At 37.3% G+C, this 26,167-nt stretch carries 16 protein-coding genes; 12 read left to right on the top strand and 4 right to left on the bottom strand.

From position 1 onward, the window contains the following. Positions 1-50 precede the first annotated feature (50 nt). The 4 genes from ABD792_RS17680 (at position 51) to ABD792_RS17665 (ending at position 10,026) form a co-directional block, all read left to right on the top strand. The gene (locus ABD792_RS17680; RefSeq protein ID WP_345007703.1) at positions 51-3,377 is read left to right on the top strand and encodes a DUF5107 domain-containing protein; all 3,327 of its coding nucleotides are present in this window, start codon (positions 51-53) and stop codon (positions 3,375-3,377) included. A gap of 10 nt (positions 3,378-3,387) precedes the next feature. Further along, complete coding sequence (locus ABD792_RS17675) at positions 3,388-6,621, top strand: glycoside hydrolase family 2 TIM barrel-domain containing protein (protein WP_345007702.1); 3,234 nt, start codon at positions 3,388-3,390, stop codon at positions 6,619-6,621. A 188-nt stretch (positions 6,622-6,809) separates the two neighbouring features. Next, complete coding sequence (locus ABD792_RS17670; RefSeq protein WP_345007701.1) at positions 6,810-7,457, top strand: carbohydrate-binding family 9-like protein; 648 nt, start codon at positions 6,810-6,812, stop codon at positions 7,455-7,457. 448 nt (positions 7,458-7,905) lie between these two features. After that, entirely contained in the window at positions 7,906-10,026 is a 2,121-nt protein-coding gene (locus tag ABD792_RS17665) for an amino acid permease (protein ID WP_345007700.1), read from the top strand. A 71-nt stretch (positions 10,027-10,097) separates the two neighbouring features. On the opposite strand, the gene ABD792_RS17660 is transcribed toward ABD792_RS17665, so the two are convergent. Further along, positions 10,098-11,168, bottom strand: a complete 1,071-nt coding sequence (locus ABD792_RS17660) for a LacI family DNA-binding transcriptional regulator (protein WP_345007699.1) — start codon at positions 11,166-11,168, stop codon at positions 10,098-10,100. A gap of 199 nt (positions 11,169-11,367) precedes the next feature. Here ABD792_RS17660 and ABD792_RS17655 point away from each other — a divergent pair, with 199 nt between their 5' ends. From ABD792_RS17655 to acs, 6 genes are all read left to right on the top strand, one after another. Next, positions 11,368-12,276: a nucleotidyltransferase family protein gene (locus ABD792_RS17655; protein ID WP_345007698.1), complete on the top strand. Its 909-nt coding sequence runs from the start codon at positions 11,368-11,370 to the stop codon at positions 12,274-12,276. Position 12,277: 1 nt separating this feature from the next. Beyond that, a complete protein-coding gene (locus ABD792_RS17650; RefSeq protein WP_345007697.1) occupies positions 12,278-13,348 on the top strand; it encodes a phosphotransferase enzyme family protein in 1,071 nt (356 codons plus the stop codon). Positions 13,349-13,472: 124 nt separating this feature from the next. Further along, the gene (locus tag ABD792_RS17645) at positions 13,473-14,789 is read left to right on the top strand and encodes a sugar MFS transporter (RefSeq protein ID WP_345007696.1); all 1,317 of its coding nucleotides are present in this window, start codon (positions 13,473-13,475) and stop codon (positions 14,787-14,789) included. Between the two features lie 82 nt (positions 14,790-14,871). Next, positions 14,872-16,800: a glucosamine-6-phosphate deaminase gene (nagB, locus tag ABD792_RS17640; protein ID WP_345007695.1), complete on the top strand. Its 1,929-nt coding sequence runs from the start codon at positions 14,872-14,874 to the stop codon at positions 16,798-16,800. A gap of 25 nt (positions 16,801-16,825) precedes the next feature. Further along, positions 16,826-18,208, top strand: coding sequence for a phosphoglucosamine mutase (glmM, locus tag ABD792_RS17635; protein WP_345007694.1), 1,383 nt, complete (start codon positions 16,826-16,828; stop codon positions 18,206-18,208). A 57-nt stretch (positions 18,209-18,265) separates the two neighbouring features. Continuing rightward, the gene (gene acs / locus ABD792_RS17630) at positions 18,266-20,176 is read left to right on the top strand and encodes an acetate--CoA ligase (RefSeq protein WP_345007693.1); all 1,911 of its coding nucleotides are present in this window, start codon (positions 18,266-18,268) and stop codon (positions 20,174-20,176) included. A 39-nt stretch (positions 20,177-20,215) separates the two neighbouring features. On the opposite strand, the gene ABD792_RS17625 is transcribed toward acs, so the two are convergent. The 3 genes from ABD792_RS17625 to ABD792_RS17615 are packed head-to-tail and all read right to left on the bottom strand — an operon-like array spanning position 20,216 to position 23,708. Further along, on the bottom strand, positions 20,216-20,878 hold the full coding sequence (locus ABD792_RS17625; protein WP_345007692.1) for a 3'-5' exonuclease: 663 nt from the start codon (positions 20,876-20,878) through the stop codon (positions 20,216-20,218). Further along, positions 20,879-22,798, bottom strand: a complete 1,920-nt coding sequence (locus tag ABD792_RS17620; RefSeq protein WP_345007691.1) for a DUF294 nucleotidyltransferase-like domain-containing protein — start codon at positions 22,796-22,798, stop codon at positions 20,879-20,881. Positions 22,799-22,829: 31 nt separating this feature from the next. Beyond that, on the bottom strand, positions 22,830-23,708 hold the full coding sequence (locus tag ABD792_RS17615) for a PPK2 family polyphosphate kinase (RefSeq protein WP_345007690.1): 879 nt from the start codon (positions 23,706-23,708) through the stop codon (positions 22,830-22,832). 123 nt (positions 23,709-23,831) lie between these two features. On the opposite strand from ABD792_RS17615, the gene ABD792_RS17610 reads away from it, so the two are divergent. Further along, positions 23,832-24,596, top strand: a complete 765-nt coding sequence (locus tag ABD792_RS17610; protein WP_345007689.1) for a hypothetical protein — start codon at positions 23,832-23,834, stop codon at positions 24,594-24,596. A gap of 119 nt (positions 24,597-24,715) precedes the next feature. After that, entirely contained in the window at positions 24,716-26,092 is a 1,377-nt protein-coding gene (locus tag ABD792_RS17605) for a M20/M25/M40 family metallo-hydrolase (RefSeq protein ID WP_345007763.1), read from the top strand. The last annotated feature ends 75 nt before the right edge of the window (positions 26,093-26,167 follow it).

Raw genomic sequence — 26,167 nt, 5'->3', positions numbered from 1 at the left:
AAATGAACTTTATAAATATAAAATCAAGAATAAATTAACGTAATTAGAAAATGAGCGAAGTAAAGGCTTGGAAAGATAGGGTTGTGATACCAACCTATGAAGTTGGTAAACCTGAAAAGTATCCCGTATTTCTCGATAAGCGTGTATATCAGGCTAGTAGTGGTGTGGTATACCCGCACCCTGTAATCGAATCGATAAGTGATGAAAAGACAGATAAGGAATGGGACGTTGTTTTTATTGAAAATGAGTATGTGAAAATTATGGTGATCCCTGGGTTGGGTGGGCGCATCCAAATGGCTTACGATAAAATAAGGGAACGTCATTTTGTGTACTACAATCAAGTTATTAAACCAGCACTGGTTGGTTTAACTGGGCCTTGGATTTCGGGAGGTATTGAGTTTAACTGGCCGCAGCACCACAGACCGAGTACTTACGATCCAACCGATTTTTATATTGAAGACAATGCGGATGGTAGTAAAACGATATGGGTTAGTGAAGTGGAGCGTATGTTTAGAACAAAGGGTATGGCTGGCTTTACCTTGTATCCGGATAAGGCTTATCTGGAAATAAAGGCGCAGTTATACAATCGCACGCCACATCCGCAAACTTTTTTATGGTGGGCTAATCCTGCGGTTGCGGTAAACGACCATTATCAGTCGGTATTTCCGCCCGATGTGAATGCTGTATTTGATCATGGTAAACGGGACGTTTCGGAATTCCCTATAGCGAAAGGCGAATATTATAAGGTGGATTATAGTCCGGGGACCGATATTTCGCGCTATAAAAACATACCAGTGCCAACATCTTATATGGCGATTACTTCGGATTATGATTTTGTTGGTGGCTACGAAAATGACACTAAAGGTGGATTGTTGCATGTGGCAGATCACCATATATCGCCTGGTAAAAAACAATGGACCTGGGGTAATGGGGATTTTGGCAAAGCGTGGGATAGAAATTTAACGGATGAGGATGGGCCATACATTGAGTTAATGTGCGGGGTTTATACTGATAACCAACCTGATTTTTCATGGATGCATCCTTATGAAGAAAAGTCCTTTAAGCAATATTTTATGCCTTATTATAATGTAGGTGTTGTAAAGAATGCAACTAAAGAGGCCTTGTTAAATTTGGAGGTGGTAAATGGTGAGGCTATAGTGAAAGTGCATGTTACATCTGTTTATAATAATTGTAAGGTGGTACTCAAAACTTCTGAAGCGCTACTTTTTGAGGAACAAAGGAATCTAAGTCCCGCACAGGGGTTTGAGCAGAAGGTGGCTATAGGCACTGTTAAATATGAGGATTTAACAGCCATAGTAACAGATGTAAAGGGAAAGGTTTTGGTCTCATGGTCGCCCGAAGCTATCAAAGATAATGAGATTCCAGAACCGGCTAAAGCGGCAAAACAACCAAACGAGATAAAAAGTATTGAGCAGTTGTATTTAAGGGGCTTACATCTGGAGCAGTACCGACATGCTACTTACGATCCTACGGCTTACTATTTGGAAGCTTTATCTCGAGAGCCTGGTGATGTACGTTGTAACAATGCTATGGGGCTTTGGTATTTAAAACGAGCTAAGTTTGAAGAAGCGTTACCTTATTTTGACAAGGCGATTGCAACTTTAACGGAACGAAACCCCAATCCGTATGATGGTGAACCGTATTTTAATCGCGGACTGGTTCTTAATTTTTTAGGTAGAAAGGATGAAGCTTATGCGGCTTTTTTTAAAGCTTGTTGGAATGCTGCCTGGCAGGATGCGGGTTACTTTAATTTAGCTCAAATTGATTGTTATAAAGGAAATGAAGGCAAGGCTTTGGAATTAGTTGACAGGGCATTGATTAAAAATTGGCATAACCATAAAGCGCGTCATTTAAAAGTGCTTTTGCTAAGGAAAGCCGGAAGGGTTCAGGAGGCTAATAGTTTGGTGGCAGATTCTTTGGCAATTGATAATTTTAATTTTGGGGTACTTTATGAAAAGTATTTGTTGTGTCGTAGTCAAGATGATTTATTGCATTTAAAAAGCTTATTACGTGATAATTCGCACAATTATATTGAGTTTTCCCTGGATTATGCGCAGGCGGGACAGTTTGATGAAGCTATTAGCTTGTTGCAACTGCATATAGAGGGTAAAGAAGAAGCTTATCCTATGGTATGGTACTTTTTGGCTTGGTATTATGAGCAAAAAGGGGATTTTGAAATTGCTAAAATGCACTATGAAAAAGCTTCAAAAATGCCTAAGGATTATTGTTTTCCAAATCGTTTGGAAGAGGTTATTGTGTTGCAGGCAGCGATGCGCCAAAATCCTGAGGATGCTATGGCGCCGTATTATTTGGGTAATTTTTGGTATGCCTTTAAGCAATATAGTGAAGCACAACAATGTTGGGAACAATCAACAACCTTGGATGCTACAAATGCTATATGTCATCGTAACCTAGCTTTGTTGTATTTTAACAAAACCAATGAAAGGGCAAGGGCACGAACGCATTTGGAAAAGGCTTTTCTGCTGGACAGCCAAGATGCTCGTTTGTTAATGGAGTTGGATCAATTATATAAAAAATTGAATGTGTCTGTGGAAATGCGTTTGGAATTGTTAGAAAGCAATTTGCATTTAACAAAATCGCGCGATGACTTGTATTTGGAATGGGTAACGTTAAACAACTTTAAGGGCAATTATGAGACTGCTTTAAGTGGTATACAACAACGGCAGTTCCATCCCTGGGAAGGTGGGGAAGGGAAGGTTCCTTTTCAATATATCGCTGTGCACATAGAGTTGGCTAAAAAGTGCTTTGGTAAAGGGAAATACACCGAAGCGATTAGGCATTTAGAGGCTGCTCAAGTCTATCCGCACAATTTAGGTGAGGGTAAGTTGTTTGGAGCTCAAGAGAATAGCATTTATTATTGGTTGGGTTGTGCTTATGAGAAATTAGGGGTAATGGACAAGGCCAAAGCGTGTTGGGAAACTGCATCGGAAGGCTTAAGTGATCCGAGTCCGGCTATGTTCTATAACGATCAACAACCGGATACCATTTTTTATCAGGGATTGGCCTTGCTTAAGTTAGGTGACAGTGAAGCGGCAAATCATCGATTCAATAATTTGATAAACTACGGGAAATCGCATATGGATGATGATGTGAAGTTGGATTATTTTGCCATTTCCTTACCGGATTTGTTAATATGGGAAGAAGACTTAAAGGTGCGAAACAAAATACATTGTAATTACTTGATTGGATTAGGAAAGTTGGGGTTAGGTGAGGCAGAAGTAGCTGAAAGCGCGTTGAAAAATGCACTGCATCTAGATCGCTACCATATGGCAGCTCATATTCATTTGGCTCTTATAGGAAAGGAAAGTATTCTAAAATTTACATCTAACGAATAAAATAACAATTATGTTTAAGAACTTGGTATTATTAATTGCTTTAATTTTAAGTAGCACCTGTTTATGGGCTCAGGAAGCTGTTCTTGATTTGTCGGGTGCATGGAAAGTGACCCTTAGTAAGGAACGGCCAGATATTAAAAACACAACGGATTATAAGCGGGAAGGTAGCATTAGCCTACCATCTTCGTTAGCACAGCAAGGTTATGGGCTTAAAACAGTTGGGTCTGATTTTGGGGTGTTAACACCAGAGTATAAGTATTTGGGGATCGCTACGTTTGAAAGGGAAATAGAAATACCTAAAGGATGGAAAAACAAACGGTTACAGGTTTTTTTAGAACGTGTATTATGGGAATCAAAAGTATTTATTGATGAAAAGGCGATAAGTTCGCAAGATGCTTTGGGAACACCGCATATTCATGAGCTGGGTGTGCTGGAACCTGGAAAACACCACTTGATAGTTCAGGTAAATAATGATATGATCCATAATATTGGGGATAAGGGGCATGCCTATGGCGCGTATACGCAGAGTATATGGAATGGTATAGTAGGTAGGATGGAGTTGATAGCTAAAGATCCTACTTTTATTGCCAATGTTCGCACCTTTTCACTTACAGATAGTGACCAGTTACGTGTTGAAGTGGCTATTGAAAGTGCTAAGAAAGAAAAGGCAAGTCTTCATTTAGAGATTCGTGAGCTTGGAAAACAAGGCGTTGTGAAGGCATTTGATGTCTCTTATAGTCTAGAAGAAGGAGTGCACCAAAAAACGGTTGTTTTAGATTTAAATGGTAAACTTAAAAAATGGAATGAGTTTGATCCAACGGTTTATAGTTTAACTACGACTCTAAAAACTAGAAGGTTTAGGGATTCTAAGGAAACGGAGTTTGGTTATATGAAAATTGGGCATGACGGCACACACATCCTTATTAATGATGCACCTGTGTTTTTAAGGGGGAACCTGGATTGTGTACATTTTCCGTTGACGGGTTATCCGTCTGCTAATGTGGAGGATTGGGAAAAGATATTTAAAGTATATAAGGACTATGGATTAAACCATGCGCGTTTTCATTCGTGGTGTCCGCCGGAAGCAGCCTTTAAAGCGGCTAACAGGGTTGGAATCTATTTACAAGCAGAGGCCTCAATATGGATCGATTGGTGGATGAGTGAAGACATGAAGGTAAGGGGAAGGCCAGAGATGGATACTAAAGGTTATCCTCAAGGGCTAGGTAAAGATCCTGAGCGAGATGCTTTTGTAATTGAAGAAATGAATCGTGTGGTGGATTATTATGGTAACCATCCGTCGTTTACCATGTTTTGCATTGGTAATGAATTGGGTAACTCCGATTTTGATGTGATGCAGCAATGGGTAAAAGCTTTAAAGGAAAAGGATAACCGCAGGTTGTATGCTGTTTCCACGGCGCGAAAAGTCACAGCGGTTGATGATTATATGGCGACGCACTACATACAAGGCGTTGGGCGTACCAGAGGGTTAAATGGTGCGCATACCGATTGGGACTTTGAAAACGTGTACAGTCAAATGGATATTCCAATTATAGCACACGAAATAGGTCAGTGGCCAGTGTACCCTTCCTGGAGCGAGATAGATAAGTATACGGGTGTGTTGAAGGCTCGAAATTTTGAAGCATTTAAGGCTGTTGCGGAAAAGAATGGTATCGCAGATCAAGCTGATGCATTTAAAATGGCTTCTGGTGCTTTGAATCAAATTATGTATAAGTATGAAACGGAGTCTTTTTTGAGGACAAAAAGCTGTGCTGGCGTGCAGCTGTTGAGCATACAAGACTATCAGGGGCAAGGTGAGGCACTTATTGGATGGCTGGATGCGCATTGGGAAAGTAAAGGGATAACGACCCCTGAAAAATTCAAGCAGCATTACAATGAGACGGTACCCTTGCTGCGTGTAAAAAAGTTTGTTTGGACTGCTGATGAAACTTTTGAAGGCGATATTCAATTATCACACTTTGGTCAGTTTCCAATTAAGGAAGGAAAGTTGGTTGCGAAGGTCTCAACAGCATCTGGTGAGGTGTTAAAGACTGAAAATTGGAACTTAAGTAATTTAAGTGTAGGAAGCTTAACGGATGTAGGGAAGCTTGTATTGCCTTTAAGTATTGTGGGTAAAGCGGAGCAATTAACCATATCGGTGGCTTTGGAAAATACGGCATTTAAGAATGCATGGCAAGTTTGGGTGTATCCGACGCAATTACCAGAAAATAATGTTAAGGAGGTTGTTGTTTCGGAAATGTTGGATGACAACACATTAGCTGCGTTAGAATCTGGAAAGGATGTTTTGTTGCTGGCAAGTAACTTAGGGACGGAGGAGACTAGTGTAGACCTTAATTTTTACCCTTTGTATTGGTCGCTTACTTTTTTTCCGGGACAGGGGAAAACCAATATAGGGTTATTGCTTAAAGATAAACACCCAGCTTTTAATGCGTTTGTAACTTCTTATCATAGTGATTGGCAATGGGAAACTATAATGAAGGGATCTAAAGGGTTTGTTTTAAATGAAATGCCAAAGGAATACAAACCCATAGCTCAGGTCGTGGACGATTTTCACAGAAACAATAAGGAGGGAGCGATCTTCGAATTTAAAGTGGGTAAGGGAAATTTATTGGTTTGTGGTTTTAACATTGCAGATAAGGATTCGCCAGTGGCAAAACAACTGTTGTATAGTCTTGAGGCTTATGTGGGATCTGATGCTTTTTCTCCAACAACTTCAATAGGTGTAGCTGCTTTAAAAAGGATGTTTCCTTTAATTCCAAAGGCTGAAAGTCTAGCTATTGAAGGGGATTTTAAAAAGGCTATTTTGCAAGTGAAGGCAGCGGAGAAATTGCATGCTATGAATGAAAATATTCCATGGAAAAAGGAAAATGATAAAATATTAATTCAAGATGCTGTGCAGTACACGGTAAAAGCAGATGGTTCCTGGAAAGATACTAAGGGGGCTGCTTGGCACGGAAAAGAAATGACCTTAACTTTAAAGTGTCCAGAGGGTATGTTGGGAACTTTTTATGTGTTGTTTGATGACTGGAATAACCAAGGGCGTGAAGGTTTTGTGGAATTTGAAGGACGGAAAGTACAATTGGGAAGCCATAGCGCTAATGGCGGGACATGGGTAAAATTTCATGTGATGCGTGAGGATAGTAATGATGGCAAGCTGATTTTAAAGGCTAATGCATCCAAGGGCAACAATCTGATGATTCGTCAAATTGTATTGGAAAAAGAATAAGCCCAGGGAAATTAGAAGCGCATAAGTTTTTTGATCGAAAAGAATTCCCCGAGACAAAGTCTCGGGGTTAGTTCGTTAAAGGAAATATTTTGTTTAAAAATCTTTGGTTATTTGTGATTTTAAGTAAAAGTGATAGTTTACTTTTGTTGCCACAATTTTCAATTAGCAATTAAGAATTTTAAGATATTATGGAGCTGAAAACATACGATGTAAAGTATTGTGGAAACACAGGGTTAAAGGTTACAGGAAACGGTACGGATGCTGCTTGGGATAGGGCTGTAGTTTTAAGTGATTTTATTTCGGCATGGGATCCGGAACCGGTAAAGAAAATTGAGTTTAAAGCCCTGTGGGATGCAGATAATCTGTATTTTATGTTTAAGGTGCATGATAATGAAGTTCATGTTGATAAAACGGATAATACGAATGCCAGCATTAATGAATCGGATCGGGTAGAGCTGTTTTTCCGATCGGATGCTGATCTGAATCCGTATTATTGTTTAGAAATCGATCCATCACCGCGATTGATGGATTTTAAGGCGTATCCAAACAAGAAATTTGATTTTGACTGGAACTGGCCCCATGGGGATATTATCATTAAATCGCAAATAGAGGATACGTTTTTTGTAGTTGAAGGGGCAATCAGTTTGAAATCGTTAAGGGATTTAAAATTGTTAAAGGACAATAAGATAGAAACAGGTGTTTATAGAGCCAAATATAACAAGCTGCCTGATTCTAGCTATGAGCCTACCTGGATATCTTGGGTAAATCCGCAAACATCGACTCCGAATTTTCATATTGCTTCTTCTTTTGGGGTTTTTAAACTTTGCAACGATTAGTAAGCAAAGTATTTTAACGTGAATAATATTTAAGAGTCCTAATCTATATTCTCTTAGTGAAATCCTGGAAGAATTTAGTCCTTCGGCTTCAGTAGCGCTATCGAGAAGTACTTTTAGTGTGGAATTTATTTGTTTTCGATACACCAAATCACAGATTTGGCACTCAACAGACATAAATTCTTTTATTCTTTATTTATGTTCTTTTATCATAAGAAACTCAGGTTTTTTGATTCTATAATATAGATTCAAATGCCCCGAGGTAATTTATGTTAATTAGTGTCATTTGTGATTAGTCCAATAGCATTGGGAGAGATGTGTTGGGTCTATTTTAAGAGACAATATTGGTTTAAATCTGTATAAATTATTGTTCTGTCAAACGTAAGTAAATTACTTTTTCTTATCTTAAGAACGGATTAACGATATTTATTGTTGTTTCAAATGTTCGACCATGAGAAATAGATTAAAAAAAGAATTAGGGCTATTTGATGTTTTTGCAATTAGCACAGGAGCTATGTTCAGCTCTGGATTTTTTTTACTGCCGGGCATTGCATCACATTATACGGGGGCATCGGTGTTTTTGGCTTATATGCTTGCTGGTGTATTAATATTGCCATCTATGTTTAGTATTGCTGAAATCTCAACGGCTTTACCACGCTCTGGGGGTGCCTATTTTTTTCTGGACAGAAGCTTAGGGCCTTTAATGGGGACTATTGGTGGTCTTGGGACTTATTTTGCCTTAATGTTGAAAACGGCTTTTGCAATTATAGGTATTGGAGCTTATGCAGCTATATTTTGGGAGGTTCCAACAAAAACGGTGGCGATTGTTGCTACATTCTTTTTTATGGCTTTAAATTTAGTAGGGGCAAAAAAAACGTCGGCATTCCAAAAGGTATTTGTAACGTTCCTATTGGTTATTTTAGTGGCTTTTATTGTTGATGGTATTTATTCAATATACTTTGGGGATTCAATAAGTAAGGAAGCTCTGGACATGCAATTTACGCCATTCTTGTCTGATGGTTTAGAAGGTTTATTCACGTCGGCTGGTTTTGTTTTTGTTTCGTATTTGGGACTAACCCAGATTGTAAGTGTTGCTGAGGAAATTAAAAATCCAGAAAAGAACATTCCGTTGGGAATGGTGTTGTCTTTAATTGTAACAGGCCTCATATATGGTTTGGGGGTTTATATTATGGTTGCTGTTATTGAACCGGAAGTATTTGCCAAAGAAATGGCTCCTGCTGCTGTTGCTGCATCACAAATGTTTAATTGGCTACCTGATAATGCTGGGGTATTGTTGATGTCTGTAGCAGCGCTTGCAGCATTTGCTTCTACGGGTAATGCCGGTCTATTATCTGCTTCCCGATATCCTTTCGCAATGGGACGGGATAAGTTATTACCTGCAATTTTATCGAGAATAGGAGGTAAGGGTACGCCATTGGTAGCTATATTTTTTACGACGGCATTTATTATTTTGTTTATTCTGTTGTTATCGGAAGAGGGTATTGTTAAATTGGCTAGTACGTTTCAATTGCTAATCTTCATGTTTATTAATTTTTCGGTCATTGTTTTTAGGAAAAGCAAAATAGAATCGTACGACCCTGGTTATCTTTCTCCTCTTTATCCGTTTATGCAAATTGTAGGTATAGTTGTTTCATTTATATTGATTATTTATTTGGGATGGATGCCTATTCTTTTTACTGCTGGGATTGTTGTTATGGGGTTGCTTTGGTATTATTTTCATGCTCGAGGAAAAGTAAAGAGGGAAGGCGCTATATTTCATTGGTTTGCACTTTTGGGGAAATATCAGTATGATGAGTTGGAAAATGAATTAATGACCATATTAAAGGAAAAGGGACTGCGACAAGGGGATCCTTTTGATGAGACGGTAATTAAGTCCAAAATAAGTATGTTAAAGGCCCCTGCAGATATAGATAAGGTTTTGGATAAAGTATCGGATTATTTTCGAACGGAATTACAGAGAAGTAAGAAGGTAATCAAAGACAAGTTTATGCAGTCTTTGCTTGATGATTCGGTGATAATCTTGCCGGGAGTTTTGATTTTTCATGCGAAATACAAAAATGTTTTAAAACCTTCTATGCAAATCATTGTTTCAAAAAGTGCCATTTCTGGAGAAATTCCTTTTAAAAACAAAGAAGAAATATCGCCCATACATATTTGTTGTTTCCTGATTAATACAGATGAAAAGCCAAAACAGCAGTTGCGCATGTTGTCTAGGCTAGTTGATATTTTGGAAAGAGAGGATGTTGTTAAAAAGCTATTGACTATGAATAGTCATAGGGAAATTAAGGAGTATTTGTTGCAAAATGAAAACTTTGTAAGTGTAAAACTATTAAAAGGCACATCACAGGGGGCTATGATAGGGCAACAGTTAATGGAGGTGCAGCTACCTAAAGATGTTTTGGTGGCTTTGATTGAAAGGCATAATAAAACCTTTACTCCCAATGGTTCTACCGTTTTACAGGAAGATGATATTCTTACCATACTGGGAGAGACTAAGTCCATTTCAAAATTGTTTAAAGGTTATATTGGTTCGGAAACGGAAAAATGGTAAGGGAGTATGGGGTGTCGACTTATTGTAAATAAAGGGTTTAAAAGCATGCTGGTTTCGAGAAATTCAAGTCGTTATTGGGGGTCAAGTTCGTCTTCATCTTTTAAATATGATTTTACATTTTCTGAATTAACAATATCAATAGGCAATAAATTTTGTTTTGGGGTGTCTTTAGAGTAAAGTAGGTAATCTGCCAGACCGGAAAAACTGAGTTGTGCTTGTTCTTTTGGATTTTGATTAATTAAAAAGTCAATACTTCCCGAATTTAAGTATTGAATGTTTTCGGTTATTAAATCATAACCAATAACATGTCTTTTTTGTGATTGCGTGTTTAAAAGTGCTGCCAGCAAATGAACCTTGGAGTTGGTGACAAAAATGCCGGATATGTCTGGATGCATATCTATAAAGTATTTTACAGATTTTTTTAAATTGTTGGTGTTCCGGTGTTTTAATTTAAATGTTTCAATTTCAAAACTGTTATTGTTTAAATCTTCAAAATACGACCTAAACCCTTTTTCTTTGTCTTGCATGTGTCTGGCGTTTTTAAAGACTTCGTCAATATGCACAATAGCAATTTTGCTGTTGTTTCTTAATATAGTGTGCATGAGTTTGGCGGCAACCCTACCGCTTAAGTAAAGGTCTTGCCCAATAAAGCGTTGGGGTTTTGTGTCTCTAATATCATTGTTGAACAGGAAATACTCTATGTTTTGTTGTTCGCAAGTCTTTAGGAAGGCAAGGGATTCCTTCTGGAATAAAGGCGCTAATACAATGCCGTCGCAGTTTTTTTGTAATACAGCATCTGCCTGGTTTTCGAAACTGGTTTTATCAAAAGGATTGAAGAAAAGCATATCCAATGTAATGCCAAAGGGTGCGTATTCTTCAAAAGCTTCTTCGATGCCTTCTAGACAAGGGGCCCAATATGGATCAATACTTGGATCGGGCATGAGGACACATATGTTATATGTTTTATTGTTCTTTAAATTTCTTGCGAGTAGGTTGGGTTTGTAGTCAATTTGCTGTAGGATTGCGTTGATTTTTGCCAAGGCAGTTGGAGAAACCTTGCCTCTATTGTGGATTACACGGTCTACTGTGCCTTTCGATACGCCTGCCATTATAGCAATGTCCTTTATTGTATATTTTTTCATAAGGGCTCAAATATACAAAAGTTAATTTGGATGTGTGTTATTGTGTGTTCGAGCACATTTTTTTAAATTTTTCCATTGTCAATAAAAAAAAATGTGTAGATTTGTGTAATTCTTTGGAAATATCGTAAGTTTTTTTGTAGGAAATACAAAGGTTTATGGTGTTTGTAGAAAGGGTGTTTAATTATAAAAAACTAGATTAATGAGCAAAACAAAGCCAACGCTGGTTATACTGGCAGCAGGAATGGGAAGTCGTTACGGAGGCTTAAAACAGATTGATTCTTTTACGCCGGAAGGCGATACAATTATTGATTTTTCATTGTACGATGCGCTTCGTGCAGGATTTGGAAAGTTTGTATTTATTATTAGAAAGAGCTTTGAGAAGGAGTTTAAAGAGATTTTTAATAAAAAGTTGGAAGGCAAGGCCGAAGTAGATTATGTGTATCAGGAGTTAGACAGTGTACCTGAGGCTTATATTAACCCCGAGCGTACAAAACCGTGGGGTACGGGACATGCATTGCTGATGGCTAAAGATGCGGTTAAGGAGAATTTTGCCATTATCAATGCGGACGATTTTTATGGTAGGGAGGCTTTTGAGGTTATGGCAAAGTCGCTTTCGGAGAAAGATTCGAATTCGTATCAATTTAACACAATGGCTTATTTGCTGAAGAATACGGTATCGGATTATGGTTTTGTGTCACGAGGAGAGTGCCAGGTAGATGAAAATGGTTTTTTAACCGATGTTACAGAGCGCACACATATTGAAAGAATTGATGGGGAATTAAAGCGTAAGGATGATAATGGAGACTTTATTCCGATTGATGAAAATACCGTTGTTTCAATGAACTTCTGGGGATTTACACCGAAATGTTTTGAATTTGGCACGGAGTTGTTTGGGAAGTTTTTAGAGGATAATAAAGAGAATTTAAAAGCGGAATTTTATATTCCTTCTGTTGTAAACGAGATCTTAAAGTCTGGAATAGCAACGGTTGAAGTGCTTAAGTCTGATGCCAAGTGGTTTGGAGTAACTTATAAAGAAGATAAGGAAAGGGTTGAGAAGGCAATTGGCGCGTTAAAGGAGAATAATGTTTATCCAACAAATCTTTGGTAATATGACAAGTGATCAATTACAGTTTATTTTCAATCAATTTCAACATGGTGCTCAGTTTGAGACCTATCAAGAATTAGCCTCTGGTCATATTAACGATACCTATTTGATTAAAACAGCTAAAAAGCCATTTTATGTTTTGCAGCGTATTAACCATGAGGTGTTTAAGGATGTTCCTGGGCTTGTGGCTAATAAAGTATATGTTAGTAATCATATTAAAGCTAAGTTGTCCAATCTTCCAAAAGAACAGTTGGAGCGTAGTGTACTTACATTTATAGAGGCTCAAAACGGCGTGTATTACTATAAAGATGAAGATGGTAATTACTGGAACGTTATGCAGTTTATTGAAGATAGTATTACGTATGAAACAGTTACCAATCCAGAAATAGCTTATGAAGGCGGGAAATTAACGGGAGAGTTTTTAAATTTAACAAGTGATTTTGATGCTTCTAAGTTAATAGATGTTATTCCTAAGTTTCATGATATGTCATTTCGTTTTTGGCAGTTTGATGAAGCTTTAAAGGTGGCTTCGGAAGAAAGAAAAGAAAAAGCCAAGGTTTATTTGGACAAGGTTGCAGAGTTGAAAGAGGAGATGCACGTTATCCAAAACCTAAAAGAATCGGGTAAAATAAAATTGAGGGTAACGCACAATGATACAAAAATATCCAATGTGCTATTTGATGAGGACAATAAAGGACTTTGTATTATCGATACCGATACAGTTATGCCTGGGGTTGTGCATTATGATTTTGGTGATGCCATTAGAACCATTTGTAATACTGCGGCCGAAGATGAGACGAACTTGGATTTGGTAAACTTTAATGTTGCGTTTTTTGATGCTTATAAAGAAGGGTTTTTAGAAAAAGTTGAGTCTGCCTTATCACCTTTAGAAATAGAAACATTGCCATTGGCAGCAAAGACCATGATCTTTATTATGGCTTTACGTTTTTTAACGGATTACTTAAATAATGATGTGTACTATAAGACTAAGTACCCGGAGCATAATTTAGATCGCGCTAAGAACCAATTTAAGCTTATAGATAGTATGGTAGCTCAAATGGAAATAAAGTATTAAAATTAAATAGTTGAAAGTTTATACGTTTAAGACAAATATTTGAACCTGATAAACCTACGACTTTTATAACATTGCTAAGTTTTTAGCAGTAATACACTAATTAATAATTTAAAACCTTGAAATTATGACACAAACACCCAAAAGTAGTAACACGGTAGCCATCGCTATCATAGCAGGTTTATTTGCTATATTCGGTTTCGTTACCTGGATAAATGGAACCTTAATTCCTTTTATGAAAACCATGAACGAATTAACCGAAGCCCAGTCATATTTGGTGGCATCAGCATCTTATATTTCGTTTGTGGTCATGGCATTGCCTGCATCTTATCTTTTAAATAAAATAGGTTATCGTAAGGGTATGTCTGTTGGTTTAGTTATTATGGCAATTGGAGCCTTGGTATTTATACCAGCAGCAGAGGCTAGAACGTATTGGGTTTTCTTGTCCGGGATTTTTATTCAAGGTATTGGAATGACGATATTACAAACAGCAGCTAATCCGTACATTACCATTTTGGGACCTATTGAAAGTGGGGCTAAACGTATCGCTATTATGGGAATTTCGAATAAAGGAGCGGGGATAATAGCTAATATAGTTTTTGGTTCTTTGTTGTTGAGTGGGATAGATGATGTTAAGGAAAAATTGTCAACTGTTTCTGTTGAAGGAAAGGAGGCTTTGTTAAGTGCTATGGCCGATAAAGTGGTGGTTCCTTACATTGTTATGGCCATTGTTTTATTTGTGTTTGGTATTTTAATTAGAAAAGCACCATTGCCTCATGTAGAAGCAGAACCAGTTGCAGAATCTGAAGAAGGAAAAACGACAAAGACAAGTATTTTTCAGTTTCCACATTTGTGGTTGGGTGTTTTAACCTTGTTTGTGTATGTTGGAGCAGAAGTAATAGCGGGCGATTCTATTATTGCTTATGGCTTATCTCTTGGTTTTCCTGCTGAAGAAGCTAAGTTTTTTACACCATTTACCTTGGGAGCAATGATTACAATGTATGCATTAGGTGTATTCTTAATTCCTAAATACTTAAAGCAAGATACTGCATTAAAAATAAGTGCAGCTTTAGGAATTGTATTTAGTATTTGTATACTATCTACAACAGGGTTTACATCGGTATTATTTGTTGCTGCTTTAGGTATAGCCAACGCATTGGTATGGCCAGCTGTATGGCCGTTAACTTTGGAAGGCTTAGGTAAATTTACAAAAACAGCATCGGCCTTATTGATTATGGCAATTGCAGGTGGTGCAATTATACCGCCATTGTACGGAAGATTGGTAGATGCAGGTAAACATAAATTAATAACTAGTGGTGTTGAAGAGGTGGAAGCACTAGCAACAGCTTCAACAAGCAGCTACTGGATATTAATTCCATGTTATGCGATCATATTATTCTTTGCTCTATGGGGTCATAATATGAAAAGCTGGACAAAAAATTAATCATAGAACTAATTAAGTTTTTACACTTAAACAATCATAATTTAATCTAAGTAAGTAAAAGGGAATTACAAAAACAGAACCCATGTTAAAAAGTAGTGTAGATAAATCCACAGGATTTGAAAGAAGATTTGAGAATATAGGTACCGTTATCTTTGAAGATTCATCGGTAGCCTCTAAAGCTGTTGCAAGAGAAATTGCCGACTTGATAATCGAGAAGCAACGTAGCAACCAATCGTGCGTTTTGGGATTGGCTACAGGGTCAACGCCTAAAGGATTGTATGCAGAATTAGTGCGTTTGCACAAAGAAGAAGGATTAAGCTTTAAAAATGTTGTGTCTTTCAATTTGGATGAATACTATCCAATGGAACCGGACTCAGTTAATAGCTATGTGCGCTTTATGCACGAACTGTTGTTCAACCAGGTTGATATATTGCCGGAAAACGTTCATATTCCGGATGGTACTCTGTCTAAAGAGGAAATATCTGCTTATTGTAATGAGTACGAAGCTAAGATAGAAGCTTTAGGGGGTATAGACTTGCAAATACTGGGAATTGGAGGAAATGGTCATATCGGTTTTAACGAATCGGGATCGCTTCAAAACTCCAAAACCCGTTTGGTTGCTTTAGATCATATTACAAGGGTTGCCGCCAGTGGTGATTTTTCGGGTTTGAGTAATACACCAAGAACGGCTATTACATTAGGAGTAAAAAAGATCATGGAAGCCAAGCGTGTTATATTAATGGCTTGGGGTGAACGCAAATCCAATATCATTAAAGCATCTGTAGAAGGTACGGTTACAACCCAGGTTCCAGCTTCTTTCTTACAAGAGCACGATAATGCTACGTTTGTTATAGACAAAGAAGCATCATCTAAGTTAACGCGTATCAAGACACCTTGGTTAGTTGAAAAGGTAACGTGGACAGATAAGCTAATAAGAAAAGCTGTTTTAGGTTTAGCACTTGATTTAAAGAAACCTATTTTAATGCTTACTGATGCCGATTATATCGAGAACGGTATGAGTGATCTGTTAGCAGATTCAGGGCCGGCTTACGATATTAATATTAAGATATTTAATGACTTGCAGCATACCATTACAGGATGGCCTGGAGGAAAACCCAATGCGGATGATACGTATCGTCCAGAGCGTGCAGAACCAGCTAGGAAGCGTGTGTTGATTTTTAGTCCGCATCCCGATGATGATATTATTAGTATGGGAGGGACCTTTAAGCGTTTACAAGACCAGGGTCATGACGTACACGTAGCGTATCAGACTTCAGGAAATATTGCTGTAGCGGATGATGAAGCCTTACGTTTTGCAAATTTTGTATGCGATTACAACGAGAAATTCGGAATTGTAAGCCCAGAGGCTGACGCTATCTACCAAAAAGCTTTAACTTTTTTAAGAGAGAAAAAGAACAGTGAGATCGATATTCCTGAGGTTAGATATATTAAAGGTTTAATAAGAAAAGGAGAGGCACGCGCAACGAGTCATTTTGTTGGGTTACCAGATGAAAATATCCACTTTATGGAGTTGCCTTTCTACGAAACAGGAACTATTGAGAAAAACCCTGTAGGGGAAGACGATATTAAGATTACAATGGATCTTATTGAAAAAGTTAAGCCACACCAAATCTATGCTGCAGGCGATTTGGCCGATCCACATGGTACACACAAAGTGTGTCTTGATGCTATCTTTGAATCGGTTAGACGCTTAAAGGATAAAGATTTTATGAAAGATTGCTGGGTTTGGTTATATAGAGGGGCTTGGCAAGAATGGGGTATAGAAGAGATTGAAATGGCGGTTCCAATGAGTCCTGACCAGGTCTTAGAGAAGCGCCACGGAATTTTTAAACACCAGTCCCAAAAAGACGGTGTGGTATTCCAGGGAACTGATAGTAGAGAGTTCTGGCAACGTGCTGAAGATAGAAATAAGGAAACAGCCGATCTATACGATTTGTTAGGAATGTCACGATATGCGGCGATGGAGGCTTTTGTTAGATGGGTATTTTAATTTAGGTAGTATAGTTATTTATTAGATGGCGTTAATTAAATCAATCTCGGGAATCCGAGGTACAATTGGAGGAAAAGTAGATACCAATTTAACACCCATAGATGCAGTTAAATTTGCAGCGGCCTATGGTATGTGGCTAAAAGAGCAATCCGATAAAGAAAACCTAACGGTTGTAGTTGGAAGGGATGCCAGAATTTCTGGTAAAATGGTAAGTAGTTTGGTTTGTAACACTTTGGTTGGTTTGGGGATAAATGTAACCGATATAGGGTTGTCTACAACGCCCACTGTTGAAGTTGCAGTGCCTTTAGAAAATGCCGATGGTGGTATTATCATTACGGCAAGCCACAATCCGAAGCAATGGAATGCCCTTAAGCTACTTAATGCAAAAGGCGAATTTTTAAATGCTGAAAATGGCGCTGCTGTTTTGGAAATAGCAGAAAATGATGCTTATACTTTTGCTGAAGTAGATGCTTTGGGCGTATATATTAAGAAAAAAGGGTACATCAATAAACACATCGACGAGGTTTTAAAATTAGACCTCGTTGATGTTGAAGCGATACGAAATGCCAACTTTAAAGTGGTTGTTGATGCTGTAAATTCTACAGGAGGCATTGCTATTCCAGCTTTATTGAACACTTTGGGTGTTACGTGTGTAGAATTGTACTGTGAGCCTAATGGACATTTTCCTCATAATCCTGAGCCTTTAAAGGAACATTTAACCGATATTTCGGAGTTGGTGGTAAAAGAACAAGCAGATTTTGGAATTGTTGTTGATCCCGATGTGGATCGTTTAGCGCTTATTTGCGAAGATGGTTCTATGTTTGGTGAAGAGTATACTTTGGTAGCATGTGCCGATTATGTTCTTGGAAAAACAAAAGGTGATACCGTGTCTAATTTATCTTCATCAAGGGCATTGCGCGATATCTCAGAAAAACACGGACAAAAACACCAGGCAAGTGCTGTTGGTGAGGTAAATGTTGTTACCCTGATGAAGGCTACCAATGCTGTAATAGGAGGTGAAGGTAATGGCGGTATTATTTACCCAGCTTCTCATTATGGAAGGGATTCTTTGGTAGGTGTAGCGTTATTTTTATCGCATTTGGCAACATCTAAAAAATCGTGTAAGGACTTAAGGGAAAGCTACCCTAATTATTTTATGAGTAAGAATAAAATAGAATTAACACCCGAAATTAATGTAGATGCTGTTTTAGAAGCTATTGCTGATAAGTATAAGGATATGGACATTAGTACTATTGATGGTGTTAAAATTGATTTTGATTCGGAATGGGTGCATTTACGAAAATCAAACACAGAGCCAATTATTCGTATTTATACCGAAAGTACTTCACAAAACAGTGCCGATAGTTTGGCTGAACGATTTATAGAAGAAATTAAGGCGGTTTTATAAAATCGTTATATTAGCGTTTTCATTAACTTTAAACTAAAACAAAATAAGACATAAACCATGAGTAATTATCACATAAAACATTTAGAGGAATACTATCAAGTATACAGAAAGTCGGTGCGGGAACCCGAGAATTTTTGGGAAGAAGTAGCAGAAGAGCATTTTATGTGGCAAAAAAAATGGGATAATGTTTTAAGTTGGGATTTTAGTAAGCCAGAAGTTAAATGGTTTGAAGGTGCGCAACTAAATATAACAGAGAATTGTATTGACAGGCATTTGTCAACACGTGGAGATAAAACAGCCATTATTTTCGAACCGAATGATCCAAACGAACCCGCCGAGCATATTAGTTATAAGCAGTTGCATGGGCGGGTAAATCAATTTGCTAATGTACTGAAAAGTCAAGGGGTAAAGCGTGGTGATCGCGTTTGTATTTACCTACCTATGATTCCTGAATTAGCAATTGCATTATTGGCATGTGCGCGTATAGGAGCAATTCATTCGGTAGTATTTGCTGGTTTTTCTTCTACAGCATTGGCAACTCGAATTAACGATTGTGATTGTAAGATGGTTATTACCAGCGACGGATCGTATCGTGGAGCGAAAACTATTGATTTAAAAGGCATCGTGGATGAAGCTTTAGAGAGCTGCCCAGGTGTTACAAATGTGTTGGTGGCCAAACGTATCCATTCAGATATTAATATGAAAGAAGGAAGGGATCAATGGCTACAGCCGCTTTTAGATGAAGCTTCTACGAGTTGTAAGGCAGAAGTTATGGATGCTGAAGATCCTTTGTTTATTTTGTATACTTCGGGTTCTACAGGACAGCCAAAAGGTATGGTACATTCTACCGCAGGCTATATGGTATATACGGCTTATACATTTAAGAATGTATTCCAATATAGAGAGAATGATGTATATTGGTGTACGGCAGATATCGGATGGATAACTGGGCATAGTTATATAGTTTATGGGCCTTTGGCAAATGGCGCTACAACCGTTATGTTTGAAGGTGTACCAAGTTATCCAAACTTTGGTCGTTTCTGGGAAATAGTTCAAAAACATAAAGTAAATCAGTTCTATACTGCTCCAACAGCTATTCGCGCCTTGGCAAAACAAGGAATGGAATTGGTTGAGCAGTATGATCTAAGTTCTATAAAGGTGCTTGGATCGGTAGGGGAGCCTATCAATGAGGAAGCTTGGCACTGGTATAACGATAATATTGGTAAGAAGAAAAGTCCGATTGTAGATACTTGGTGGCAAACGGAAACTGGGGGTATCATGATTACACCTATCCCATTTGTAACACCAACCAAGCCTACCTATGCTACGTTGCCGTTTATAGGTATACAACCGGCTATCATGGATGAACATGGAAAGGAATTAAAAGGAAATCAGGTAGAAGGTCGTTTATGTGTTAAGTTCCCTTGGCCTAGTATGGCACGGACCATTTGGGGAAATCATCAGCGTTATAAAGATACTTATTTTTCGGCATTTGAGAACAAATACTTTACTGGTGACGGTGCTTTGAGAGATGAGGTTGGATACTACCGTATTACTGGCCGTGTGGATGATGTTATTATTGTTTCTGGTCACAACCTTGGTACGGCACCAATAGAGGATGCCATTAATGAGCACCCTGCAGTGGCAGAGTCTGCCATAGTAGGCTTCCCACATGATGTGAAGGGAAATGCTTTATATGGTTATGTGATATTGAAGGATACAGGCGAGTACCGCGATCATAATAATGTTAGGAAAGAAATTAATCAGATTATTACCGAACACATTGGGCCTATTGCCAAACTGGACAAGATCCAGTTTACTAAAGGGCTCCCTAAGACAAGATCAGGAAAGATTATGAGGCGTATATTGAGAAAAATAGCGCAACGTGATACATCTAACTTAGGGGATACCAGTACTTTACTTAATCCAGAAGTGGTACAAGACATTATGGATAATGTTATAGAATAGATATTATATAATTAGTGTATTTAATAGAAATGGGATTATTTACGATTTGAGTAAATAGTCCCATTTTAATTCCTTTTTCTTGTCCAGTCTGGCCAGTATTTTTAAGAATGCAAAAGCTGTAATAAGAGCGTCTCCTGTGGCAGTATGACGATCTACTTTAGGAACGTTTAGCTCTCTGCATAAATCGTCTAGTGTATAATGGTTTAAATGGTTTTGGTAAATAATATGTTTCGACTTTTTATACAAGAAACCTGTATCGATAAATGTATTTTTTAGTTTGCCTAAGTTATGTCTTAAAAGCATTTCGTTTAGCATATTTTTATCAAAATTGGCGTGGTGGGCAATAAGTACGGCATCTTTAATATAATCTAGAAATATTTTTATTGCTTCAAGTTCTGTAATTTTTTCCAGATCGCTATGTTTCATTAGGCCGTGTATTTTTACTGTTTCTGGTTTAAAAACATCTTGCTTTAGATAAAGTTCTAAACAGTTGTTTACTTGAATAACTTTATTGCTAAAGGCTACAGCTCCAATGGAAAGTATCCTGTCTTCCTTTATGTTAAATCCGGTAGTTTCGGTATCAAGTGCAACGAATCGCGTATTTTGAATCGTTTCCCTTGGTTGTTTCTCAAATTTATTGGAGTAGATGTGCCAGAAGTCAGGATATTCTTTTCTTTTTTTATTAAACCAGGAAAGTTTCATCTACATAAAATTGGTTAAGTTAAAGCGGAGCTTAATAGACTCTTGTACTTCATTAATAGGTTTAAAACAGCGGCGAAGTTTTAACTTTTCCTCTTTAGATAGTGACTCTAGTTTTATAAACTTACCAGAATCGTTATGCATTAAGCCCTGTTTGGTTTTAAACTTAAGTAAAGCCTTAAAGGCATAGGCGCAAGATTGGAATAACTCTTTGTTGTTAGGTTCTAATTCTGCTAATTTTTCATAGCGTTCAGCTGTATTGTTTACGCCTTTAATTTGCTTGCTTAAAGTTAGTAAGCGTGCGGCATCGATAAGAGGCATGAGGGCTCTCTTTTTTATGTTGAAAAGGTTTTTTTGTTCACCATTTTGTTCTACTAAAAACTGTTTAAAAAAGCCTAGTGGTGAAGGACTTTTTAAGGCATCTTTACCTAGGAAGCTGTAAAACAATGAGGTATTACCTAATGTTTTGTAAATGGTCTCTGTTAATTCATTTTCCAGATTTTTGTCGCCATAAACCCTACTGTAATCAAAGAAGATTGAGGATAGTAATATTGCTTTTTCATTAGGATTAAGTATCCAATCTGTAAATTGTTTTTTCCATCTGGATAATGATTTGCACCATTCTGGGTTGCTAGCCATCATTTCGGCTTCACAGTATTCAAATCCAATTTTGTTCAATGATTTGGTTATAAGTCTTGAAAGCTCTAAAAAATAACTTTGGGTTTCTTCATAGTTGTCTTCTGTTACGTCCTCGAATACGAGGGCATTATCCTGATCGGTAAACAACAGCTGTTCGTTTCTTCCCTGACTTCCAATAGCCAACCAAGAAAATTTAACAGGTGGGGGTGCAGGCATTTTATCAATAGATAGTTCTATAGCACGTACAGTAACCGCATCATTAATTTTTGAAACCAATTTTAGAATATGCGATAAGGGTATATTTTGGTCGAGATAACTTTTTAATAGGCTATTGGTTTTTTGCCTAGCGCTTCTTAAAGTTCTGGTGCGTTTGGCACGTTTTATTTCTTTTAATATAAAGGAAGGGTTGTTCCCTAGGTCAACCAAAATGTCATGGTGTGTTAAAACGCCAATTAGTTTAGAGTTGACAGTACCATCTTTAGTAATACATAAATGTCCTATGCTGTGTTTAATCATTTGTAACTGACCCTGTGCAACAGTTATATCTTTTTGGTCTGTTATAACCGGACTTGTCATAATATTGGCAACAGGTGTGTTTATAGGAAATAAACCTGTTGCAATTTTATTTTTAAGATCGCTATTGGTAATAATACCTACTGGATGTTTTTGGTTATTAACAACTATTATGCAACCAATTTTATGTTTACTCATTTTAATAGCGGCTTCTTTAGAAGTAGCATTTGTAGAACAGGTGACAGGTTTTTTTGTATAATTGGCGGTTTGAAAGAAAGCAATGTCATTTGATTGATTGGGGAGGTAGTCTACAAATATTTTTTCATTTTCTTCTGTTGTATAGGGATCGTATGCGTTGGAAGCAAATGAGGTTATAAGGTATTTGTATACTTTAACATTGTTATTGGTAACCGATTTAAAAATTTCGATGGGAATACCATAAACAATGGATTCTTCATTAGCGATTGCGGTAAGCTTATAGTTTTCTTCTATAATCAGGGGTCTAACACCAAAGATATCGCCAGCATCATTGATGCTTACCATGTTCATGCTGTTGTCATTGGTGTGGTGATATAGGCTTACAGCTCCGTTTCGGACAATATAAAAATAGTTATGGTATGCATCCTCTTTATTAAAAACAACATCTCCCTTTTCTAGATACAATATATTAACCTCTTTGGCGATTTTCAATAAATCATTTTGTTCGAGTTTGTCGAAAGGTGGATAGCTTATTAAAAAATCGCTCACGCGCTCGGCAATGGAGTTCTTCATGTGATGCTGGAATTGATTTTATGGACGGTATTTATTCGCTTTCTAACTGACTTTTATAAAGCTTTAAATTGGCCTTAATATCATCATCTAACTCAGGCTCCTGGATGTCGGTATATTTACTGAGTGTTTCATACATTATTTTGGCAACGATATACCTGGCAGTGGCTTTGTCGTCTGCCGGGATGTTATACCATGGAGCGTGAGGCATAGATGTTCTGTTTATTGCATCTTCATAGCATTCTTGATAGCGATCCCATAGTTTACGCTCCTTAAGGTCGGCTGGTGAGAATTTCCAATTTTTTTCTTGTTTGTTTAGGCGTCTTAACAGGCGTTTTCTTTGTTCTTCCTTTGATAGGTTTAAATAGAACTTGAAAATAATGGTGCCATTCTCCGAAATATGCTTTTCAAAATTATTTATCTGTTCAAAACGTTTGTCCCAGAAAGCATCATTAATATCGTCTACCGATTTAACACTAGGAATATTTTCATTTAAAATATATTCAGGGTGTACTCGTGTTACCAAAACATTTTCATAATGCGTCCTGTTAAATACGCCAAATTTACCGCGTTCGGGCAGTACTATATAATGCCTCCATAAAAAGTCATGCTTTAATTCTATTTCGGTGGGAACCTTGAAGCTATGAACAACGACTCCTTGTGCATTTAGATTTTTAAAAACTTCTCTTATTAAACTATCTTTTCCAGATGTGTCCATGCCCTGTAAGCAAACCAAAACGGCATATTTACTATGCGCGTACATGGTGTTTTGAAGCTTTCCCAGCTTTTTTGTCATAAATTTTAAAGCGTCTTCAATGTTCTTTTTGGAGGCGTCTAAGTCGTAGAGCGAAGGTTGGTCTTTTAGTTTTATTTGAGAATCTATTATAAAGTCTTGAGGTGTTATTTTAATCATATAAAGAGATGTTGGTTATGAATTAGTAAATATAATAAAACAATAATTTCGATGAACTGCAAGCTAAGTTATTATGTTTTTGATATTTTTGGAACACCTACTTATTAATTTAACCCCAATACCATGAAAAAACATTACCTATTTTTCGTAATCGTCATTATTTATTCAAAGTTTCAAGCACAAGAACAGTTTAACGATGTTGATTCCGATCTTGTTTATGCCTATTCCCATGTAAAGTCTGCTTACAAATCCAATAATATTACGCATTTAAAATACTATGCAAACAGATCGTTAGAGGCTTTTAAACGAGCCAAGCCAAAGTTGAAAGCCTGCAATTGTGAAACAGCTTATGATAATGCTTACGATGGTATTGAGCTGTTGGCTCATGTTGATAATGCCGAAACTTTTGAGGATGGTCGGTTTTATGTGAAACGGGCTCGTGATTTGGCCAAGCAGAGTATTATTGAACTGGATAAATGTACTGTTGGAAATACGGCAAAGAAAACAGAAGAAGCGGCTCCTGAAACATTGAATAATGATATTGCAACATTACAGCACGAACAAAATAAGCTAAAGGAAATGCAGGAAGAGTTGCGATTAAAAGGACAACAGATAAAAGCTAAGATCGAAGAACAAAAGCAAAAGGAACTTGATTTAAAAAAAGAACAACTTATAAATTCCTATAATGAAGTAATAGCGACCAATATTAAGACTTATAATGAACTTTTAGAAACTTGTAATTGTAAGTACGAAGTATTTAAGCCAATCGATAAGACGGAAACCATAAAAACTAAAAGTGTAGAAGAAATAAAAACATACTTTGTTAATGGCCTAAAGGATTTAACCTCTAATTATTTGTCTCAGTTGGAACTATGTGATGTTGACTAATTTACTAAGTTGATAGTACTGAATTTTATGATTTCTTTTTGATTTCAAGCCTGTAATAAATGCTATCTTTAGCCAAAAAAAATATGCGCTTATTAAAAACAGTTACTTTTTCGTTCTGTATGTTTTGTTTTGTCCTTGTTGGAGCTCAAACAGACAAAGAGGTAATAAAAACAATATATTCAACTTCTTTAACTAATGGACAGAGCTACGAGTGGTTACGTTATTTGTCAAATCAAATAGGAGGGCGCTTGTCAGGTTCTTTAAATGCTCAAAAGGCAGTGGAGTGGACAAAGGAAGAACTTGATAAATTAGGTTTGGATAGGGTTTGGTTACAACCTGTTATGGTGCCTAAATGGGTTCGCGGTATTAAAGAGCATGCATATATAGAGTCTGCAGCAGGAAAATCTACAACAGTAAATATTTGTGCTTTGGGAGGTTCTGTAGCAACACCGGCATTAGGAATTAAAGCTAATGTTGTAGAAGTGCAGAGCTTTGAAGAATTGGAAGCTTTGGGTAGGGGCAATGTAGAAGGTAAGATCGTTTTTTTTAACCGACCCATGCAGGCCGATTTAATAATAACCTATGAAGCTTATGGTGGCTGTGTTAACCAGCGTTATAGTGGTGCTGTTGAGGCAGCGAAATATGGCGCTGTAGGTGTTATTGTGCGCTCTATGAACTTGAGGTTGGATGATTTCCCCCATACAGGAAGTATGAAGTATAATGACTTGCCAGTAGAAAAGCGTATTCCTTCGGCAGCAATTAGCACTAATGATGCGGAGTTGTTGAGTACCATGTTAAAGCTGGATGGCCAAACACAACTGTATTTTAAGCAAAACTGCAAACAGTTAAAGGATGTACAATCGTATAATGTTATTGGTGAAATTACAGGAAGTGAGTACCCTAATGAGTATATACTTGTTGGTGGTCATTTGGACTCTTGGGACTTGGGAGATGGCTCTCATGATGATGGAGCGGGTGTTGTGCAATCCATGGATGTTTTAAGATTACTTAAAGAATCTGGGGTAAAGCCTAAAAGAAGTATTCGCGTAGTGCTATTTATGAATGAGGAGAATGGCTTAAGGGGTGCCACCAAATATGCTCAGGAAGCTAAACAAAAAGGAGAAAATCACATATTTGCATTGGAAAGTGATGCTGGGGGATTTACGCCTCGCGGGTTTGCATTCGATTGTAGCGATGTAAGTTTTAATCAGGTATTGGCTTGGAAGCACTTGTTTAAACCTTATTTGATACACTACTTTGAAAAGGCTGGTAGTGGAGCAGACGTAGGACCTTTAAAAACAAGTACTAACGTGTTGGCAGGCTTACGACCTGATTCGCAACGTTATTTTGATCACCATCATGCAAGTAATGATACGTTTGACGCCGTTAATAAACGGGAATTGGAGTTGGGAGCTGCAACGATGACAGCTTTAGTATATTTGTTTGATACCTATGGTGTTAATCCTATTCCGAATGAAAGTGAATTAAAGAAATAATTTTATTGAATATCCGTAATACATCATAATTCAAAAAATAGGGTTATTTTTGAAAAAACAGTGTCTCTATGAATA

Origin of the sequence: Snuella lapsa, from assembly GCF_039539345.1 — a bacterium.
Taxonomy (GTDB): domain Bacteria; phylum Bacteroidota; class Bacteroidia; order Flavobacteriales; family Flavobacteriaceae; genus Snuella; species Snuella lapsa.
Note: the sequence above shows the minus strand (reverse complement) of the source record. Positions and strands in the feature narration are given on the sequence as shown.